This is a genomic window from Streptomyces kanamyceticus (assembly GCF_008704495.1).
Taxonomy (GTDB): domain Bacteria; phylum Actinomycetota; class Actinomycetes; order Streptomycetales; family Streptomycetaceae; genus Streptomyces; species Streptomyces kanamyceticus.
Window position 1 is genome coordinate 7,165,345 of sequence record NZ_CP023699.1, and the last position, 17,397, is coordinate 7,182,741.

General features: G+C 71.4%; 17 protein-coding genes. 5 read left to right on the forward strand and 12 right to left on the reverse strand.

All coding sequences use genetic code 11. The features are described from left to right. Positions 1-24: 24 nt before the first annotated feature. From CP970_RS30970 to CP970_RS31005, 8 genes are all read right to left on the reverse strand, one after another. Positions 25-1,026, reverse strand: coding sequence for a hypothetical protein (locus CP970_RS30970; protein ID WP_079043638.1), 1,002 nt, complete (start codon positions 1,024-1,026; stop codon positions 25-27). A gap of 71 nt (positions 1,027-1,097) precedes the next feature. Continuing rightward, the gene (locus CP970_RS30975; protein WP_055549354.1) at positions 1,098-1,436 is read right to left on the reverse strand and encodes a hypothetical protein; all 339 of its coding nucleotides are present in this window, start codon (positions 1,434-1,436) and stop codon (positions 1,098-1,100) included. A 75-nt stretch (positions 1,437-1,511) separates the two neighbouring features. Further along, a complete protein-coding gene (gene efeU, locus CP970_RS30980; protein WP_055549352.1) occupies positions 1,512-2,369 on the reverse strand; it encodes an iron uptake transporter permease EfeU in 858 nt (285 codons plus the stop codon). Positions 2,370-2,373: 4 nt separating this feature from the next. Continuing rightward, complete coding sequence (efeB, locus tag CP970_RS30985; RefSeq protein WP_079043637.1) at positions 2,374-3,669, reverse strand: iron uptake transporter deferrochelatase/peroxidase subunit; 1,296 nt, start codon at positions 3,667-3,669, stop codon at positions 2,374-2,376. Between the two features lie 15 nt (positions 3,670-3,684). Further along, positions 3,685-4,851, reverse strand: coding sequence for an iron uptake system protein EfeO (efeO, locus tag CP970_RS30990; protein WP_055549350.1), 1,167 nt, complete (start codon positions 4,849-4,851; stop codon positions 3,685-3,687). Positions 4,852-5,047: 196 nt separating this feature from the next. Beyond that, the gene (locus CP970_RS30995; protein ID WP_055549381.1) at positions 5,048-5,905 is read right to left on the reverse strand and encodes a heme ABC transporter ATP-binding protein; all 858 of its coding nucleotides are present in this window, start codon (positions 5,903-5,905) and stop codon (positions 5,048-5,050) included. Positions 5,906-5,913: 8 nt separating this feature from the next. After that, complete coding sequence (locus CP970_RS31000) at positions 5,914-7,002, reverse strand: FecCD family ABC transporter permease (protein ID WP_055549379.1); 1,089 nt, start codon at positions 7,000-7,002, stop codon at positions 5,914-5,916. A 5-nt stretch (positions 7,003-7,007) separates the two neighbouring features. Then, positions 7,008-8,033: a heme/hemin ABC transporter substrate-binding protein gene (locus CP970_RS31005; RefSeq protein WP_055549348.1), complete on the reverse strand. Its 1,026-nt coding sequence runs from the start codon at positions 8,031-8,033 to the stop codon at positions 7,008-7,010. A 134-nt stretch (positions 8,034-8,167) separates the two neighbouring features. Between CP970_RS31005 and CP970_RS31010 the strand changes: the two genes are divergently transcribed. Together CP970_RS31010 and CP970_RS31015 are read left to right on the forward strand one after the other, a co-directional pair. Next, positions 8,168-9,649: an HtaA domain-containing protein gene (locus CP970_RS31010; protein ID WP_150494231.1), complete on the forward strand. Its 1,482-nt coding sequence runs from the start codon at positions 8,168-8,170 to the stop codon at positions 9,647-9,649. A gap of 70 nt (positions 9,650-9,719) precedes the next feature. Then, on the forward strand, positions 9,720-11,240 hold the full coding sequence (locus CP970_RS31015) for an HtaA domain-containing protein (RefSeq protein ID WP_150494233.1): 1,521 nt from the start codon (positions 9,720-9,722) through the stop codon (positions 11,238-11,240). Between the two features lie 94 nt (positions 11,241-11,334). Here CP970_RS31015 and CP970_RS31020 read toward each other — a convergent pair whose 3' ends face one another. Together CP970_RS31020 and map are read right to left on the reverse strand one after the other, a co-directional pair. Continuing rightward, entirely contained in the window at positions 11,335-12,003 is a 669-nt protein-coding gene (locus CP970_RS31020; RefSeq protein ID WP_055555993.1) for a biliverdin-producing heme oxygenase, read from the reverse strand. A gap of 214 nt (positions 12,004-12,217) precedes the next feature. Then, complete coding sequence (map, locus tag CP970_RS31025) at positions 12,218-13,075, reverse strand: type I methionyl aminopeptidase (RefSeq protein ID WP_055555995.1); 858 nt, start codon at positions 13,073-13,075, stop codon at positions 12,218-12,220. A 68-nt stretch (positions 13,076-13,143) separates the two neighbouring features. Between map and CP970_RS31030 the strand changes: the two genes are divergently transcribed. Continuing rightward, entirely contained in the window at positions 13,144-13,377 is a 234-nt protein-coding gene (locus CP970_RS31030) for a hypothetical protein (RefSeq protein WP_055555998.1), read from the forward strand. Positions 13,378-13,446: 69 nt separating this feature from the next. Here CP970_RS31030 and CP970_RS31035 read toward each other — a convergent pair whose 3' ends face one another. Both CP970_RS31035 and CP970_RS31040 read right to left on the reverse strand, forming a co-directional pair. Next, on the reverse strand, positions 13,447-14,733 hold the full coding sequence (locus tag CP970_RS31035; RefSeq protein WP_055556000.1) for an MFS transporter: 1,287 nt from the start codon (positions 14,731-14,733) through the stop codon (positions 13,447-13,449). Between the two features lie 61 nt (positions 14,734-14,794). Then, positions 14,795-15,397: a hypothetical protein gene (locus tag CP970_RS31040; RefSeq protein WP_055556002.1), complete on the reverse strand. Its 603-nt coding sequence runs from the start codon at positions 15,395-15,397 to the stop codon at positions 14,795-14,797. 79 nt (positions 15,398-15,476) lie between these two features. On the opposite strand from CP970_RS31040, the gene CP970_RS31045 reads away from it, so the two are divergent. Both CP970_RS31045 and npdG read left to right on the forward strand, forming a co-directional pair. Beyond that, a complete protein-coding gene (locus CP970_RS31045) occupies positions 15,477-16,610 on the forward strand; it encodes a sialidase family protein (protein WP_055556004.1) in 1,134 nt (377 codons plus the stop codon). 9 nt (positions 16,611-16,619) lie between these two features. Next, positions 16,620-17,360, forward strand: a complete 741-nt coding sequence (gene npdG, locus CP970_RS31050; protein WP_055556006.1) for an NADPH-dependent F420 reductase — start codon at positions 16,620-16,622, stop codon at positions 17,358-17,360. Positions 17,361-17,397: the final 37 nt, after the last annotated feature.

Genomic DNA, 17,397 nt, shown 5'->3' on the forward strand with positions numbered 1-17,397 from the left:
GCCTCCGAGGGCGGCCGCGGGGTCCTACTCGCCCCGGGCCCCCGTGAGCCCCTGGATGCGGCTCAGGAACGTCACCTTCTCGCCGCCCGACTTCCCGCCGCCAGACTTCTCCGGGTCGACGACCACCTGGTTGGACACCCTGGTCAGCGTCAGGGACTGCTTGACGTCGCCCTTGAGCAGTGCCTTCGCGTCCGCGTCGACCTTCGGGCTCAGGCCCTTGAACGCGGTCTGCCGCTCGTAGTGGCGGGTGGCGAAGAACACCAGCGCGCCGCCGTCCTCGGTGCGCAGCCCCAGCGGCGCGAACGTGCCGCCGTTCTGCGGCTCGTCGATGTACTGCACGGCCAGGCCCGCCCGCTCGGAGTTCCGGTCGCGGAACTCCTTCCAGCGCGTCGTGTGATCACCCGGCGCGAAGGCGTCGCCGCCGGACTTCAGGTACGACGTGTACTCCTTGCCGAGGTCGGACGGCGGGAGGGCGAGATCCTTCGCGCCCTCGGTCACCGGCTCCGCCCAGCCGTCCTTGTCCTTCTTCAGCTCGGGCAGCTGCCCCGGCGACACCAGGTTCAGATACGTCGCGCGCCACAGCTCGTCCGGGCCGTCCTTGGTGAAGACCCACAGCCAGCGCAGGTCCGCGCGGCGGCTGGCCTTGGAGTCGGCGAGGAACCAGCGCGGCCAGCCGGCCTTCTTCGGGATCGAGTACTTCACGTCCGTCAGTTCCAGCGGCACCGCGTTGGGGTTGCCGCCCGGGTGCTGGACGCCGCGCGACTTCAGGCCCGCCTGGTTGATGGCGCCGAGCGGACCGGTGATCCGGGAGGCGTCGAGGGCCGGGTCGTACGCCTTGTCGGCCTTGTTGTACGCGGTGAGGAAGTCCTTGAGGGCCTTGGCCGCCTCGGACTTGGTGGCCGAAGGCACGACCTCACGCTCGCCGTGCACGGTCACGCACCCGCTCGCCGCCAGCGCCAGAGCCGTCACCGCCGCCGACGCCATGAGAGGCCGACCGAGACCGCGAACCCTGCGAACCTTGCTCATCGGAATTCCTTCACCTACCCCTTCCCGGGGCCGAACCTTATCGGGCCCGGGAAAAGGGCGTTCGGCGCGGGTCAGATCTCCTGGAGGAGCATCCCGTCGACCCAGCCGCGCTTGCTGGTGCCCGGCAGGTCGCCGTAGTACCACTGGGTGCCGCGCTTGACCGTGTAGCAGCGGACGTAGACCTGGTCGAACCACTCCAGGTGCTTGCGCTTGCTGTAGCTGTTGCCGGGGCCCGAGCGGGCGGTGGCGCCGACGTTGATGACCATCATCTTGTGGTTCTTGACGTTCTTGGTGCAGGCGCTGCCGCCGACCGCGGAGGCCGCGGGGGCGGTCATGAGCGAGGCGCCGAGTGCCACGGCGGTGGCCGCCGTCAGCGTGGCGATGCTCTTCCCGAAGCGGGAGTTACGCATGGGGGGATCCTCGGATGTCGAACAACTGGTGAACGGCGATCATAGGCACGGGAGTTCGGGCCGCGACCTGTGGGGTCAGCCCTGTTCCGGAACCGTTGCTTTCGCCGGTGCCGGGGCCTTGTCGCGGGCCGTCCGCCGCGTCGGCGCGAAGAAGAACAGCAGCGTCGGCACCAGGTACAGCAGCCAGACCACGACCTGCAGCACCGTCGGGTCGGGCTGGAAGTTGAAGACGCCCTTCAGGAGCGTGCCGTACCAGCTGTCCGGCGGGATCGTCGCGCTGATGTCGAACGCCTTGTCCCGCAGACCGCCGATGAACTCCGCCTCCTGGAGGTCGTGCACGCCGTACGCGAGGACGCCCGCCGCCACCACGACCAGCATCGCGCCGGTCCAGGTGAAGAACTTCGCGAGGTTGATGCGGACCGTGCCCTTGTAGAACAGCCAGCCGAGCGCGACCGCGGTGAGCAGCCCCAGGACCACGCCGATCAGCGGCGCGTGCGAGCCGTCGCTGGAGGCGCGCACCGACGCCCAGACGAACAGGGCCGTCTCCAGGCCCTCCCGGCCCACCGCGAGGAACGCGGTCGCCACCAGCGCGGCCGTGCCCATCTGCAGGGCCGCGTCCAGCTTGGCGCCCAGCTCGGCCTTCAAGTGCCGCGCGGTGCGCCGCATCCAGAAGACCATCCACGTCACCAGGCCCACCGCGACGATCGACAGGGAGCCGCCGAGCGCCTCCTGCGCCTCGAACGTCAGCTCCTGCGAGCCGAAGGTGAGCGCGCAGCCGAAGCCGAGCGCGAGCGCCACCGCGACGCCGATGCCGACCCAGATGGGCAGGAGCGCGTCCCGCCGCCCGGTCTTCACCAGGTACGCGATGAGGATGCAGACGACCAGGCTGGCCTCCAGGCCCTCGCGCAGGCCGATCAGATAGTTGCCGAACATCGGCTCACGCCTCCCGGGTGAACAGGCCCTTGCCCCACCAGTCGTCCTTGCCGCGGACGCCCGGCGGGACCGCGAAGACCGCGGAACCCACGTGCTGGATGTACTCGTTGAGCGCGTCGGAGCGCGCCAGACTGCGCTGCACCGGGATGAAGCCCTCGCGGACGTCCCGCTGGTAGGCGAGGAAGAACAGGCCCGCGTCCAGGCGGCCGAGGCCGTCGGTGCCGTCCGTGAAGGAGTAGCCGCGGCGCAGGATCGTCGCCCCGTGGTTGGCGTCGGGGTGGGCGAGGCGGACGTGCGCGTCCGGCTTCATCGCCTTCAGGAAGGGCTCGTCGCGCTCCTTGGCCTTGCCGACGGGGGCGCCCTCGCCCTTGTCGCGGCCGAAGACGTCCTCCTGCTCCTGCAGCGAGGTCCTGTCCCACGTCTCGATGTTCATCCGGATCCGGCGTGCCACCAGGTAGGAGCCGCCCGTCATCCAGCCGGGGCCGTCCTTCTCGCCGACCCACACGTGCTTGACGAGCGCGTCGGTGTCGGTGCCCGAGACGTTCCTCGTGCCGTCCTTGAAGCCCATCATGTTGCGCGGCGTCTGGGCGTCGGGCGTCGTCGACGACGTCTTGCCGAAGCCCAGCTGGGACCAGCGCACGGCGACCTTGCCGAAGCCGATGCGAGCGAGGTTGCGGATGGCGTGCACCGCGACCTGCGGGTCGTCCGCGCACGCCTGGACGCACAGGTCGCCGCCGCTGCGTGCCTTGTCGAGGTTGTCGCCGGGGAACTTGGGGAGGTCCACCAGCGCGTCGGGCCGCCGGTCGCCGAGCCCGAACTTCTCGAACAGGGAGGGGCCGAAGCCGATCGTCAGGGTGAGCCGGGATGGCTTGAGACCGAGCGCCTCGCCGGTGTCGTCCGGCGGCGCCTCGGCGAGCCCGCCGTAGGCGCCCTCGCCGACCACGTGCCCCGCCGTCATCCGCGCCGCGGCCTTCGTCCAGTCCTTCAGGAGCTGGACGAACTCCTCGCGGTCGGCCGTCTTCACGTCGAACGCCGCGAAGTGGAGGCGGTCCTGGACGGCGGTCGCGATGCCTGCCTGGTGCGCGCCGTGGAAGGCGACGGCGGCCCCCGATTCGGCGGCGGGTGCCACCTCGTCGCCGGTGCGGACCATCGCCACCGCGCCGCCCGCCGCGGCCGCGCCGAGCGCGAGCCCGGCGCCGCCCACGGCGAGGAGCGAACGTCTCGTCGGCGCGGGGGAGTTGCCCGCGGCGGGGACCGCTTCGGGCGCGGTCCCCGGCTCGTTCTTGGTGATCTCAGCCATCGTTCCCCCTTGCCGCTACTTGGACGTGGCGACGGCGGCCGCCAGCTTCGACAGCGGCTCCGCGAGCGCGTTGACGCCGTCCTGCAGTTCCTTGCGGTCCGCCTTGCCGACCTTGTCGTACGAGGTGAACTCGTAGGAGTCCGCGCCGCCTTCGCGGTGCTTCTCCAGGAGCTTGCTCAGGGCCGCGAACTGCTTGTCGAGCTCCTTGGCGAGCTTCGGGTCGTTCTCGGCGGCGACGGCCTTGAGGAGCTCGTAGGACTTCTGGGCGCCCTCGACGTTGGCCTTGAAGTCGACCAGGTCGGTGTGCGAGTAGCGCTCCTCCTCGCCGGTGACCTTGCCGGTGGCGACCTCGTCGAGGAGCTCCTTGGCGCCGTTGGCCATGGAGGTCGGCGTGATCACGGCCTTGCCGACCCGCTTCTGCCAGTCCAGGAGGTCCTTGTCGAGCTGCGTGGCGAGCGTCTTCTCGCGCGCGCCGATCTTCTTGTCCTTCCACAGCGCGCGCTCCAGACGGTGCCAGCCCGTCCAGTCCTTCTCCAGGTCCTGACCCTCTTCGAGGCCGTCCTCGCGCACGTCGACCTTCGGGTCGATGTCACCGAAGGACTCGGCGACCGGCTCGGTGCGCTCCCAGCCGATGCGCGATGCGGCGTACGCCTTCTTCGCCGCCGCCAGGTCGCCCTTGCGCACGGCGTCGGTGAAGGTCTTCGTCTTGGGCAGCGTCTCGTCGGCCTGTGCCTGCGCGTAGGCGCGGTACTCGGCGACGGCCTTGTCCAGGCGCGGGTCGCGCTTGGCGGTCTTGGTGCCGCCCGTGACGGTGACCTTCTGCCGGATGCCGTCGCCCTTCATGCCGGGCTTGCAGGCGATTTCGTACGACCCGGCCTTCACCTCGGCGGTCAGCTTCTGCTTGGTGCCGGGGCCGATGTTCTCGCGCTCGCTGACGATGCGGTCGTCGGGGAAGAGGATGTAGACCTCGGTGACCTTGGAGCCCTTGTTCTCGATGGCCAGCTCGACGTGCCCGGCGGAGAGCTCCTTCTTGGAGACGTCGCACTTGTCGTCGGTGGCGATCACGCTGACGCTGTTCGCCCCGCCGCTCTTGGCGTCGCTCTTCTCCGTGCAGCCGGTGACGGCGGTCAGGGCCGCCGCCGTGGCGACGGCGGTGACGACGGAGACGCGGGCGGGTCGCACGGGTCGCATAGAGGGCTCCAAGGCGGTTCACGGACTGGCGCAGACCCCACCGGGGGCCGGTGAGGCGGACCTAACTTAACTGAGCCTTACCTCGGTGATACCCGCATGTTCCGTGATTCAGCTCTCACGCTTCACGTGCTCTCACAAACCGATCACAAGGGCCTGATGAGTCGGCCATGACCAGGCAAAGCGAGGGTCAAGCGGGGATGTCCGAGCCCCTGAGCGGGGTGACCACGGGGGCGCCGGTGCGCGGGTGGGGGAAGACCTCCACCGGCTGCCGGTACACCTCGGAGAGCAGCTCCTGGTCGAACACCTCGGCGGGCGCGCCCGCCGCCGCGACGCTCCCGGCGCGCAGCACCGCGACCCGGTCCGCGTACGCCGCCGCGAGCCCCAGGTCGTGCAGGACCACCACGACCGCGTCCCCCGCGGCCGCCCGCTCCCGGCAGATCCGCAGGACCAGCTCCTGGTGGCGCAGGTCGAGCGCGGCGGTCGGCTCGTCGAGCAGCAGCAGCGGGGTGCGCTGGGCGAGCACCCGGGCAAGCGCCACCCGGGCCCGCTCGCCGCCGCTGAGCGCGGAGAAGGGGCGTACGGCGAAGTCGCCCACCTCGGTGGCCGCCATCGACTCGCGCACGACCCGGTCGTCGTCATCGGCGAGCCGCGTCCCCGCCCAGGGCGCGCGGCCCATCCGGACGACGTCCTCGACGGGGAAGGGGAAGGAGAGCGCGGCCGACTGCGGCAACACCGCTCGGCGCAGCGCGAGTTCGGCGGCGGGCCACTGGGTGGTGGGTCTCCCGCAGACCCGGACGACGCCTTCGTCGGCGGGCAGGTCGGCGGCGAGCGCGGCCAACAGGGTCGACTTTCCCGCGCCGTTGGGGCCGACCAGGGCGAGCACCTCACCGGCCCGCGCGGTGAGCGAGACCCCGCGGAGCACCTCGCGCCCGCCGAGCCGCACGCGCAGGCCTTCGGCCTCTGCGAGCACGTCACCCGGTGTGCTCGGCCCCGGCAGCGCGCGCTCGCGCCCGGCGAAGAGCCGCCTGCCAAGGCGCCCGGTCATGCCGCGGATCATGCCCAACCACCTTGCTTGCGACGGGTCCTGCGCAGCAGCCAGAAGAAGAACGGGCTGCCGAAGAGAGCGGTCAGCACACCGAGCGGCAGCTCGGCGGGCGCGGCCACGGTGCGCGCGGCCAGATCGGCCGCGACCAGGACCAGCGCTCCGCCGAGCGCGCTCCCGGGCACGAGGAAGCGGTGCCCGGGGCCTGCGGCCATCCGCAGCAGGTGCGGCACGAGGAGGCCGACGAAGGTGATGATCCCGGCGACGGCCACCGCGGCCGCGGTCAGCAGGGCCACCACGAGGACGAGGACGAGCCGCAGCCGCTCCACGTCCACGCCCAGGTGCCGCGCGGGCCGCTCGCCGAGTGCGAGCAGGTCCAGCTTGCGCGCGTAGAAGGGCGCGACGGCGAGCCCGAGCAGCGCGCACGGAAGCACCGCGAGCACCTTGGGCCAGGTCGCCTGGGCGAGCGAGCCGAGCTGCCAGAAGGTGATCTGGCTGATCTGCGCGTTGTCCGCGAAGAAGATGCACAGGCCGATGAGCGCGCCCGCGAACGCGTTCACGGCGATGCCGGTGAGGATCAGCGTGACGACTTCCGTGCGGCCGCCCTCGCGCGACATCGCGTACACGAGCAGGACGGTCGCGAGCCCGGCGACGAACGCGCAGACGGTGATGGTCCAGTTGCCGAAGAAGCTGAGGCCGAGCGCGATGGAGGCGACCGCGCCGACCGCCGCGCCCGAGGAGATCCCGATCACGCCGGGCTCGGCCAGCGGATTGCCGAACACGCCCTGCATCAGCGCGCCCGCGCAGCCGAGCGAGGCGCCGACGAGCAGCGCGAGCACGACGCGCGGAAGTCGCACGTTCCACAGCACGCTCTCGCCGACCCGGTCGAGCGCGGCCCCGCCGAGCCCGATCCGGTGCTGCACGGAGCCGAGCACGTCGCCGAGCGGGATGCGGTAGGCGCCGGTGCCCGCGGAGATCAGACAGAGGAGTACGAGGGCGGCCGCGAGCCCCACGGTCAGCGAGAACGCGGCACCGCGACGGCGGCGCGGGGGCTCGCCGGGCGCCACGGGGGCGGCGGTCGGGTCCGCGGCCTTGGTCAGGACGCTCACTCGGTGTCCCCGTGGAGCTGGTCCACCAGGGACTTGAGCACCCGGTCGGTGCGCGGCCCGTAGTTGAGGAGCACTCCGTCGTCGATCGAGACGATGCGCCGGTCGAGGCCCGCGGGGGTCTCGGCGACGCCGGGCACCTTGAGGAGCCCGTCCACGCCGTCCACCGATTCGAGTCCCTTGCTCATCACCAGGATCGCGTCGGGCGCGGCCTTGGCGAGGGCCTCGCTGGTGATCGCGGTGAAGTCCTTCTTCAGTCCTGACTCCTTGCCCGCGTCGACCGCGCCCGCCGCCTCCAGGAGCGAACTGGCCCCGGAATCACGGCCACCGAGCAGGTAGACGGAGGCCGAGCCGCGCAGATAGAGGAAGGCGACCCGAGGCTTCTTCCCGCCCTTGCCCTTCCCCTTGTTCGCGGGGATGCCCGCGCGGACGGCGTCGATCCGCCGCTCGGTGCGCGCGGTCAGCTCGGCGCCCGACTTCTCGACGCCCAAGGTCTTGGCGACCGCCTCGATGCGCGGGCTCACGTCGTCGAGGCCCTTGGCCGGGTCGAACACGACGAGCGGGATGCCCGCGTCACGGATCTGGTCGATGGCCTCGGCGGGCCCGGTGGTGGTGTCCGCGAGGACGACGGTCGGCTTGAGGGAGAGCACGCTCTCCGCCGAGACGTCGTGGGCACGTGTCACCACCGGCAGCTTCTTGGCCTGTTCGAAGGTGGCGGTGATGTCGCGCGCCACCACGTTCTTCCCGAGCCCGAGGGTGAACACGATCTCGTTCAGGCTGCCGGTGAGCGGCACGATCCTGCTGGTGTCCTCGACCGTCACCTCGTGCCCGTCGGCGGAGGTGACGGTGGCGGGCAGCACGGGCTTCGGCGCCGTCTTCAGGGGCTCGACCCGGTCGGGGGCGGCCGCCTTCGCCTGCGTCTTCGGCGACCCCGCACCGCCGTCGCCGTCCGATGTCTGGCACCCCGTGAGGCCGAGGGCGAGTACGGCGGCCCACGCGCCTGCGATACGGAGTGAGCGCGGCATACGCACCGAAGTCCACCGTCCTGTCGTGCTGTTGAGGTCCGAGGTGCCGGGGTTCCCGGTGGTGGGGGTTCCGGCCGAGATGATCGTAGTTTAGGTTAGCCTTACCTCATTAGCTAGCCCTGGAGGGGTCCCCCATGCCGTCGTCGAGAAAGGCGCGCGCCACCGCCCGCGCCGGATCCGTGGCCGTCCTGACCGCACTCGTCGGAGCACTGCTCCCGGCGGCCACCGCGCACGCCGAGAGCCGCACGGTGCAGGGCGGACGGCTCGACTGGGGCATCAAATCCTCGTTCCAGAGCTACGTCACCGGACCCATCGCACAGGGCGCTTCGACGCTCCAGGGCGGCGCCGCCACGGTCGGCGGCAGCCAGTTCCGCTTCCACTCGGCGAAGGGTTCGTACGACCCGGACAGCGGCGCGTTCGGCGCGGGCTTCTCCGGTGGGGTGCGCTTCACCGGGCACAAGAAGGGCGGCTCGTACGAGCTCGATCTCACGATCAGCCGCCCTACCGTCAAGATCTCCGGCGGCTCCGGAACGCTCTACGCCGACATGGTCAGCAAGCAGAAGGGCACCGGCAAGGTCACCTCGACCGCGCAGGTGCCGCTGGCCTCGCTCAACATCTCCGGCATCGACATGAAGGGCGGCACCGGGCCGATCGCCCTCAACAACCTGCCCGCGACGCTCACTTCACAGGGCGCGAAGGCCTTCGCCGGTTACTACACGGCGGGCACCGCGCTCGACCCGGTGAGCCTGTCCACGGACCTGACCGCCGCGCGGAAGCCCGCCGAGGGCAAGAACGACAAGAGCGACGAGGGCGACAAGGGCGACAACGACAAGAAGTCGTCCGACAAGAAATCCGGCAAGAAGGACAAGGCGGCGGGCCGCATCGAGGACGCCGCCGTCGACTGGGGCGTGCGCCGCACCTTCCGTGAGTACGTCACGGGATCCATCGCCAAGGGCGAGTGGAAACTGTCCGCCGGGGCCCAGGACGGCGGCGCGCTCTTCCGCTTCCCGAAGGGCGCGGGGACGTACGACGAGAAGAAGGGGACCCTGGCCGCGGACTTCGCGGGCACCGTCCGCTTCACCGGCGAACACGGCCTCGACCTCGCGCTCAGCAAGGTCGCCGTCGAGGTCGAAGACGGCAAGGGCACGCTCAGCGCGGACGTCCAGAGCAAGGGCTCCGACGGCAAGGACGTCTCCCTGAAGAAGGCGCCCCTGGTCACCTTCGCCGCCGAGGGCTTGGACCTGAAGCCCAAGGACGGCCTGGTCTCCCTCACCGAAGTGCCCTCGAAGCTCACCGCCGACGGCGCCAAGGCGTTCGGCGGCATGTACAAGGCGGGCTCCGCCATGGACCCCCTCTCGCTCGCCGTCGCGCTCGACGGCGACGCGAAGCTGCCCGCGCTGCCCGACCTCGGCTCGTCCGCGAAGCCCGCGCCGCGGCCCGCGAAGTCCGCGGAGCCCAAGACCGAGAACGCCGCCGAATCCTCCGACTCCTCGTCGAACGCCGTGCCGATCGGCATCGGCGCGGGCGTGGCGCTGCTGCTCGCCGCGGCGGTGGCGTTCGGCGTCGTACGCAAGAAGCGGGCGGCGTCGGGCGCACCGACGTCCACGGACTCCTGACCCCTCCCGCGGTTTTCCCTCCGTTCCCTCCCTCCCTCCCTCCCTCCCTCTCCCAAGGAGAAGCCTGATCATGGCCGCCAACCGTCGACCCATAATCCTCGCGGCAGCCGTCGCCACCGCGGTGACGCTCGGCGCGAGCGCCCTCGCGCTGCCCGCGCTCGCCGCCGACGGCGAGAAGGCCGCGCCGCCGAAGCTGGAACTGAAGAACGGCACGCTGGACTGGGGGCTCAAGGAGTCCTTCCGCAAGTACGTCGCGGGGATCGCCCACGGCACCATCGAGGCCACGGACGGCGCCAAGCAGGCCGAGGGCAACGGGGTGTTCACCTTCACCGAGGGCAAGGGGACGTACGACCCCGGCCCCGCGCACGCGATGAACACGGCGTTCAAGGGCAGCCTCCGCTTCGTCTCCAAGGCGCACACCTTCGACATCAAGATCGCCGACGTGAAGGTCCGCACCGAGGGCAAGGCCGGTGCCATCCAGGCCGACGTTACCCTCAACGGCGCCACCCAGAACGACATCGACCTCGCCAAGCTCGACCTGAGCACCGTCCGCCCTGGCCAGGGCGAGGGCGGCGCGATGGTCTTCAAGGACATCCCGACGACGCTGACCGCCGACGGCGCCAAGGCGTTCAACGGCATGTACGCGGCGGGCGAGAAGCTCGACCCGGCCACGCTCACCGTGACGCCGGGCGGCCCGGTGACCGAGGAGCCGACGGTCGCCCCGACCGAGCCGACCAAGACCCCGAAGCCGACGGTCGACCCGACGGAGCCGACCAAGAGCCCGAAGCCGACCGCCGACCCGACCGAGCCCACGGCCAAGCCCACCTCCGGCACCGAGCAGCCCGCCGACAAGATCGCCGAAGGCAGCCTCTCCTGGGGCCTGAAGCAGACCTTCCGCAAGTACATCTCCTCCGGCGGCAGCATCTCCGTCGCGGGCGGGGCCAAGAAGGTCTCCAGCGGCTACACGTTCCCGTACGCCAAGGCCGACGTGGACGCCGACGCCAAGAAGATCGACGCGTCCTTCGGCGGCAGCGTCCGCTTCCTGTACAAGGCGCACGGCCTCGACATGAAGTTCGGCGACCTCAAGGTGCAGGCCGACGGCGCCAAGGGCACGCTCCTCGTCGACGTCACCACGCCCCAGGGCACCAAGAACGACGTGAAGTTCGCGACGCTCGACCTCTCCAAGGTCTCGTACGCCGCGAAGGACGGCGTCGTCCGGTTCGACAAGGTCCCCGCGACCCTCACGGAGGCGGGCGCCCAGCAGTTCGTCAACCGCGGCACGCGCCCCTACGAGCCCGGCGAGAAGCTCGACCCGGTGACCCTCGCGCTCGGCGGCGACCTCCCCTCCGACGGCGGCCAGGCCGGCAACGCCCCGATCGCCGACAGCGGTACGACGGGCTCCGGTTCGGTGGGCGGCGGCGGTTCGGTCGGCGGCGGCTCGGCCGACACCGGCGACACGGGCTCCCTGGCCTCCACCGGCGCCTCCGTGCCCTCGACCGCGTTGCTCGGCACGGCGGGCGTGGCGATGGCGGCGGGCGCGGCGGCGGTGGTAGTGGCGCGCCGCAAGCGCGGCGGCCCGGAAACGGCCTGACACACACCTAAGCGCCGGAGGGGCTGAGAATTCAGCCCCTCCGGCGCTTGAGGAGCGGGGGCCCGGGGGCGGAGCCCCCGAGACACCAGCCCCGTCAGGCACTCAGCGGAAACTCTTCCCCGAGCTCACGGAAGACCGCCGTATTCAAAGCGAAAGCGTTCTTGCACTCGTCCACGATCCGCTTCCTCTCCAGCTCGTCCGTGACCACCGAGTCGATCCCGTCGAGCAGCTCCCGATACCCCCGCTTGAACGCGGCCGGGTTGGAGATGCCCTCGAAGACGTAGAACCGGACGCCGTCGCCCTTGCGCGCGAAGCCCCAGGTCTGCTCGGCCTTGCCTCTGATGATCTGGCCGCCGGAGAGGTCGCCGAGGTAGCGGGTGTAGTGGTGGGCGACGTAGCCACCGGGCCAGGTGCGTGCGCACTCGGCGACGCGGTCCGCGTACGCGGCGGTGGCGGGCAGCGGGGTGAGGCCCGTGCGCCAGTCGGCGCCGCGCAGGTGGGCGAGGTCCCGCTCGAGCTCGCTCACGCGCGCCAGCTCGGGCTGTATGAACGGCCCCGCGACGGGGTCGTCGCGCAGGGTCCGGGCGCCGTCCTCCAGGGAGCGGTACACGAACCACAGCTGTTCCGTATAGCGCGTGTAGGCGTCGACGCCGAGCCTGCCGCCGAGCATGTCGCCCATGAACGTGGAGGTCTCGGCCTCGGTGTGCTGCTCGTGCGACGCGGTGCGGATGACCGTGGAGAAGGGCGTGAGCGGCGTGTCCATGAGGGACCTCCAGAGGGAGCCGGGCGATGACGGGATGGCGGGAACCGGTGCGATCCCTGCAGATCATGGCAACTTAGGCTTACCTAAGTCAACTGGTTCCCGACGTCCTGTCGGTAAAAAACTACCCGCTCCCCGCGCCCGGAACCACGAAGATCCGGATCCTCTGGTCGGATCCGGATCTTCGAAGGGGCGCTCGGCGCGCGGCGGGGCGGTCTCAGGGCAGCGTGAGGATCTCCGCGCCGGTCTCCGTCACCACGAGCGTGTGCTCGAACTGCGCGGTGCGCTTCCTGTCCTTGGTGACGACGGTCCAGCCGTCCTCCCACATGTCGTACTCGTACGTGCCGAGCGTCAGCATCGGCTCGATCGTGAACGTCATGCCGGGCTGGATGGTGGTCGTGGCGTGCGGGCTGTCGTAGTGCGGGACGATCAGCCCGGAGTGGAAGGACGTGTTGATGCCGTGACCGGTGAAGTCGCGCACCACTCCATAGCCGAAGCGCTTGGCGTACGACTCGATGACACGGCCGATGATGTTGATCTGCCGACCGGGCTTGACGGCCTTGATGGCGCGGTTGAGGGACTCGCGGGTCCGCTCGACGAGCAGCTTCGACTCGTCGTCCACGTCGCCGACGAGGTAGGTGGCGTTGTTGTCGCCGTGCACGCCGCCGATGTACGCCGTGACGTCGAGGTTGATGATGTCGCCGTCGTTCAGGACGGTGGAGTCGGGGATCCCGTGGCAGATGACCTCGTTCACCGAGCTGCACAGCGACTTCTGGAAGCCGCGGTAGCCCAGCGTCGAGGGGTAGGCGCCGTGGTCGCACATGTACTCGTGCGCGACGCGGTCGAGCTCATCGGTGGTCACACCGGGCGCGATGTGCTTCGCGGCCTCTTCCATGGCGCGGGCGGCGATGCGGCCCGCGGTGCGCATCAGCTCGATGGTCTCGGGGGTCTGCACCTCGGGCCCCGCGTACGGGGTCGGCGCGGGTTTCCCCACGTACTCCGGGCGCCTGATGTTGCCGGGTACGGAACGGATGGGGGAGAGCTCCCCTGGGACGAGCGGTGACTGGCCAGACATGCCAGCGAGTCTAGCCAGCGGAGGTGGGGCAGCATGGCGTCAGGAACGCGTGACGAGAGGAGCGGGTCATGGCGCTGTTCAAGAAGCGGACGGTCGGCAAGCCGGGCGAGTGGTTCTACTGCCTGGAACACCAGAAGGTCGAGGAGGGGCCGGACTGCCCCGGCAAGGACCGGATGGGGCCTTACGCGTCCCGCGAGGAGGCGGAACACGCCATGCGGACCGCTCGGGAGCGGAACCTTGAGTGGGAGAACGATCCCAAGTGGCATGACTCGGGGGCCCGGGGCGAGGACGGCGACGCGTAAGCCTGGCGGCTGGCGGCTGGCGGGGACCTGCGGGCAGGGTGTGGCTGGTCGCGCAGTTCCCCGCGCCCCTTACGGGGCCACCGGCTCCGACGTGTCCGGTGCGCCGCGCTCCCTGCGTCGCTTCGCGTCCGGGTCCGTCGTCGCGTCGTACGAGATCAGCCGTGGCAGCGCCGCCGCCAGGATGCCCACCGAGGCCACGCAGGCCAGGCCGCCGGACCAGATGGCGGAGCGGGTGCCGGTCCAGCCCGCCGCCGCGCCCGCGCGGACCTGGCCGAGCTGGGGGCCCACGCTGTAGGAGAGGACCTCGATCCCGGCGAGCCTGCCGCGCAGCTCGTCGGGGATCGTCTGGTTCCAGATGGTCGAGCGCCCGAGCCCGCTCAGCATGTCGCCCGCGCCCGCGAGGGCGAGGCAGCCGAGGACCACCCAGACGTTCGAGAACCAGCCCGCCGCCGTGATGGCCAGGCCCCAGCCCGTCGCGCCGAAGATCACGAGCAGTCCGTGCCGCCGCACCCGCGAGGTCCACCCGCTGGTGAGGCTGAGCAGCAGCGAGCCGACCGCGCCCGCCGCGTACATCAGACCCAGCGCCCACTTCGCGTCCAGGTCGTCCGCGAGGAACGGGAAGATCGTGTTCGGGAAGGCGAAGAACATCGCCGCCATGTCGATCGCGTACGTGCCGACCAGCACGGGACGCGACCACGCGTACCGCGCGCCCTCCGCGAGGCCCTTCAGCGACGGCTTCTCCGCGTCGTGCGCGGCGGGCGCGGGGGAGATGCGGGTGCACAGCGCGACCGAGAGGGCGAAACAGACGGCCGTGACCGCGTACGCCGACGCGTGACCGGCGTACGCCACGACGATGCCCGCGAGCGAGGGCGCCGCGATGGCGCCCACGTTCCAGCGCAGCGAGTTCAGCGCGGCGGCCGCCGTCAGCTGGTCGTGCGGCACGATCCGCGCCATCAGCGAGTCCAGGGCGGGCCGTTGCAGCCCGGCGAGCGCGGAGACACCGGCCGCCACGACGTACAGCGGCCAGAGCAGCGGCTCGGACAGCAGGGCGTTCACCAGGAGGACGACGGCGAGCAGTCCGAGGCCCGCCTCGGTCAGCAGGATCACCTTGCGCCGGTCCACGGCGTCGGCGAGCGCGCCCCCGTACAGACCGAAGACGATCAACGGCACGAGCTCCACCGCGCCCATCGCACCGACGGCGAGCGGCGAGTCCGTCAGCTCCTTGATCTGCAGCGGCAGGGCGACCAGCGCCATGAAACTGCCGAAGGTGGTGACGAGCCCCTGCACCCACAGCAGCCGGAAGTCACGGGTGGACCGCCAGGGGGAGAGGTCGGGCAGTATCGCTGAGAGAGGCACGAGGAACCATGCTCAGCGGAGGCACGTGTACGGGCAACTCAATTATCCGCGCCGGGCCGGTTCACCACCGCGTGGGCGGCGGTGAGGTCAGCTGGTCGGCGAGGCGGGAGAGACGGTCCCGGAAGCGGTGGCGGGGGCGCGGGGTGGGCAGCGCGTTCTCGCCGGTCGCCGCGCTCACCAGGTGCTGGACCGTGTCGAGGTCGAGGTCCGTGTCGGCCGGTACGGCGAGTGCCTCGTGCGAGAGGGCGTCCAGGTCCCGGTCGCCCGAGCCGAGCGAGAGCACCGTCGCCCCGGCCCGCCTCGCGTCGTGCACGCGCGAGAGCAGCTCCGCGTCCGGCGCGTCCGGCGCCACGACGAGCAGCGTCTCGCCGCGCCGCGCCGCCTCGATCCGGCCGAGCCCGGTCGACAGGTGCGCGGGATCGCCGGGCAGGATCCGGTGCCGTACGAGCGTCGGCGTCAGCTCCGGCGTGCCCGACCAGGCCGCCTCGTCCACCAGGTGCGCGGCCAGGTGCCACGGCTCGTACACCTCGGTGCCCACAAGCAGCAGCCCGCCGCCGTGCGGCAGCACGGAGGAGCGCAGCGTCCCCGCGAAGCGGCGGGTGGCACCGGGCCACTCGGTTCCCGCGAGCACTTCGCGCAGCAGCGCGACCCGTACGGCGTCCATGCCGTCGCATCCTGCCCGAACGGGCCACTCGTGACCGGGAGTTCACCGGGAATTCCCCCGGAGCGGGGAAGGGCGGGGGATGACTGCTGAAACATCTGTTCCCTTCCGGGCGGGCCGCGAGGGATACGCGAGCTTCCGCATCCCCGCCGTCGTGCGCACGGCATCCGGCACCGTCCTCGCCTTCTGCGAGGGCCGCGTCGGCTCCCAGGACGACTTCGGCAACATCGACATCGTCCTCAAGCGCTCCGTCGACGGCGGCCGCACCTGGGGCCCGCCGCAGATCGTCGGCAAGAACGGCGCCGACCTCGCGGGCAACCCCGCCCCCGTCGTCCTGGACACCGGACGCGTCCTGCTCGTCCAGGTCAGGAACGCCGCGTCGGCCACCGAGGACGCCATCCGGCGCGGCAAGGTGTCCGCCGCCGACGGGCGCCGCGTCTGGCTTCAGCGCAGCGACGACGACGGACTCACCTGGTCGGCGCCGCGCGAGATCACCGGGCAGGTGAAGAAGGCGAGTTGGCGGTGGTACGCGACCACGCCGGGGCATGCCGTGCAGCTGGCCGGCGTCGGCGAAGAAGATGCCGGCGCCGGCGCCAGCGGCACCGGCGGCCGCGTGGTCGTCCCCGCCAACCACTCCCTGCCGCCCACCGGTACCGACACCGGCGCCGAGGGCAAGTACAACGGCGGCCACTGCCTGCTCAGCGACGACGCGGGCGCCACCTGGCGCATCGGCTACATCGACGACAACACCAACGGCTACATCAACGTGAACGAGACCACCGCCGCCGAACTCCCCGACGGACGCCTCTACTTCAACACCCGCAACGACTCCCCGGCCCCCGGCAACCGCGCCGACGCCCACTCCCGCGACGGCGGCGCGAGCCTCGTCAGACCCTTCCGCCCGCAGGCGGGGCTCACCGGACCCGTCGTGGAGGGCAGCGTCCTCCAGCTCCGCGACCCCGACGTACTGCTCTTCTCGGGACCCGCCGACCCCGCCTTCCGCGCCCTGATGACCGTGCGCCGCAGCCACGACGGAGGCACCACCTGGGAGACCGCGCACACGGTCGACGGGCTGCCCGCCGCGTACTCCGATCTCGTACGCCTCGACGACGACACGATCGGACTGCTCTACGAGACGGGCGACTTCAGCGCGTACGAGACGATCACCTTCCGGCGGATACCGGTGTCCGGACTGACCGGGGCGACCGGTGAGTAAGGTCGCCCCATGACCTCTACAGACAGTGCGCAGAACACCGCAGCGGACACCACGGGGAACGCCCCCGCGAAGGCGCCCGCCAAGGACCCCTGGGAGCTGCCCGACGTCTCCGGCCTCGTCGTCGGCGTGCTCGGCGGCACCGGCGACCAGGGGCGCGGGCTCGCCTACCGGCTCGCCAGGGCCGGGCAGAAGGTGATCATCGGCTCGCGCGCCGAGGAGCGGGCGCGGACCGCCGCCGACGAGCTCGGCCTCGGCGTCGAGGGCGCCGAGAACGCCCAGTGCGCGCGGCGCAGCGACATCGTGATCGTCGCCGTGCCGTGGGAGGGACACGGGAAGACCCTGGAGTCCCTGCGCGAGGAGCTGACCGGCAAGCTCGTCGTCGACTGCGTCAACCCGCTCGGCTTCGACAAGAAGGGCGCGTACGCCCTCAAGCCCGAGGAGGGCAGCGCCGCCGAGCAGGCCGCGGCCCTGCTGCCGGACTCGCGGGTCACGGCCGCCTTCCACCACCTCTCCGCCGTCCTGCTCCAGGACGCCTCGGTCGAGGAGATCGACACCGATGTGATGGTCCTCGGCGAGAGCCGCGCCGACACGGACGTGGTGCAGGCGCTCGCCGCCCGCATCCCCGGCATGCGGGGCGTCTTCGCGGGCCGCTTGCGCAACGCCCACCAGGTCGAGTCGCTCGTCGCCAACCTGATCTCGGTCAACCGCCGCTACAAGGCGCACGCGGGGCTGCGGATCACCGACGTATAGGGACGTGCGGGGCCCCGGCGGGCATGGGGGACACTGG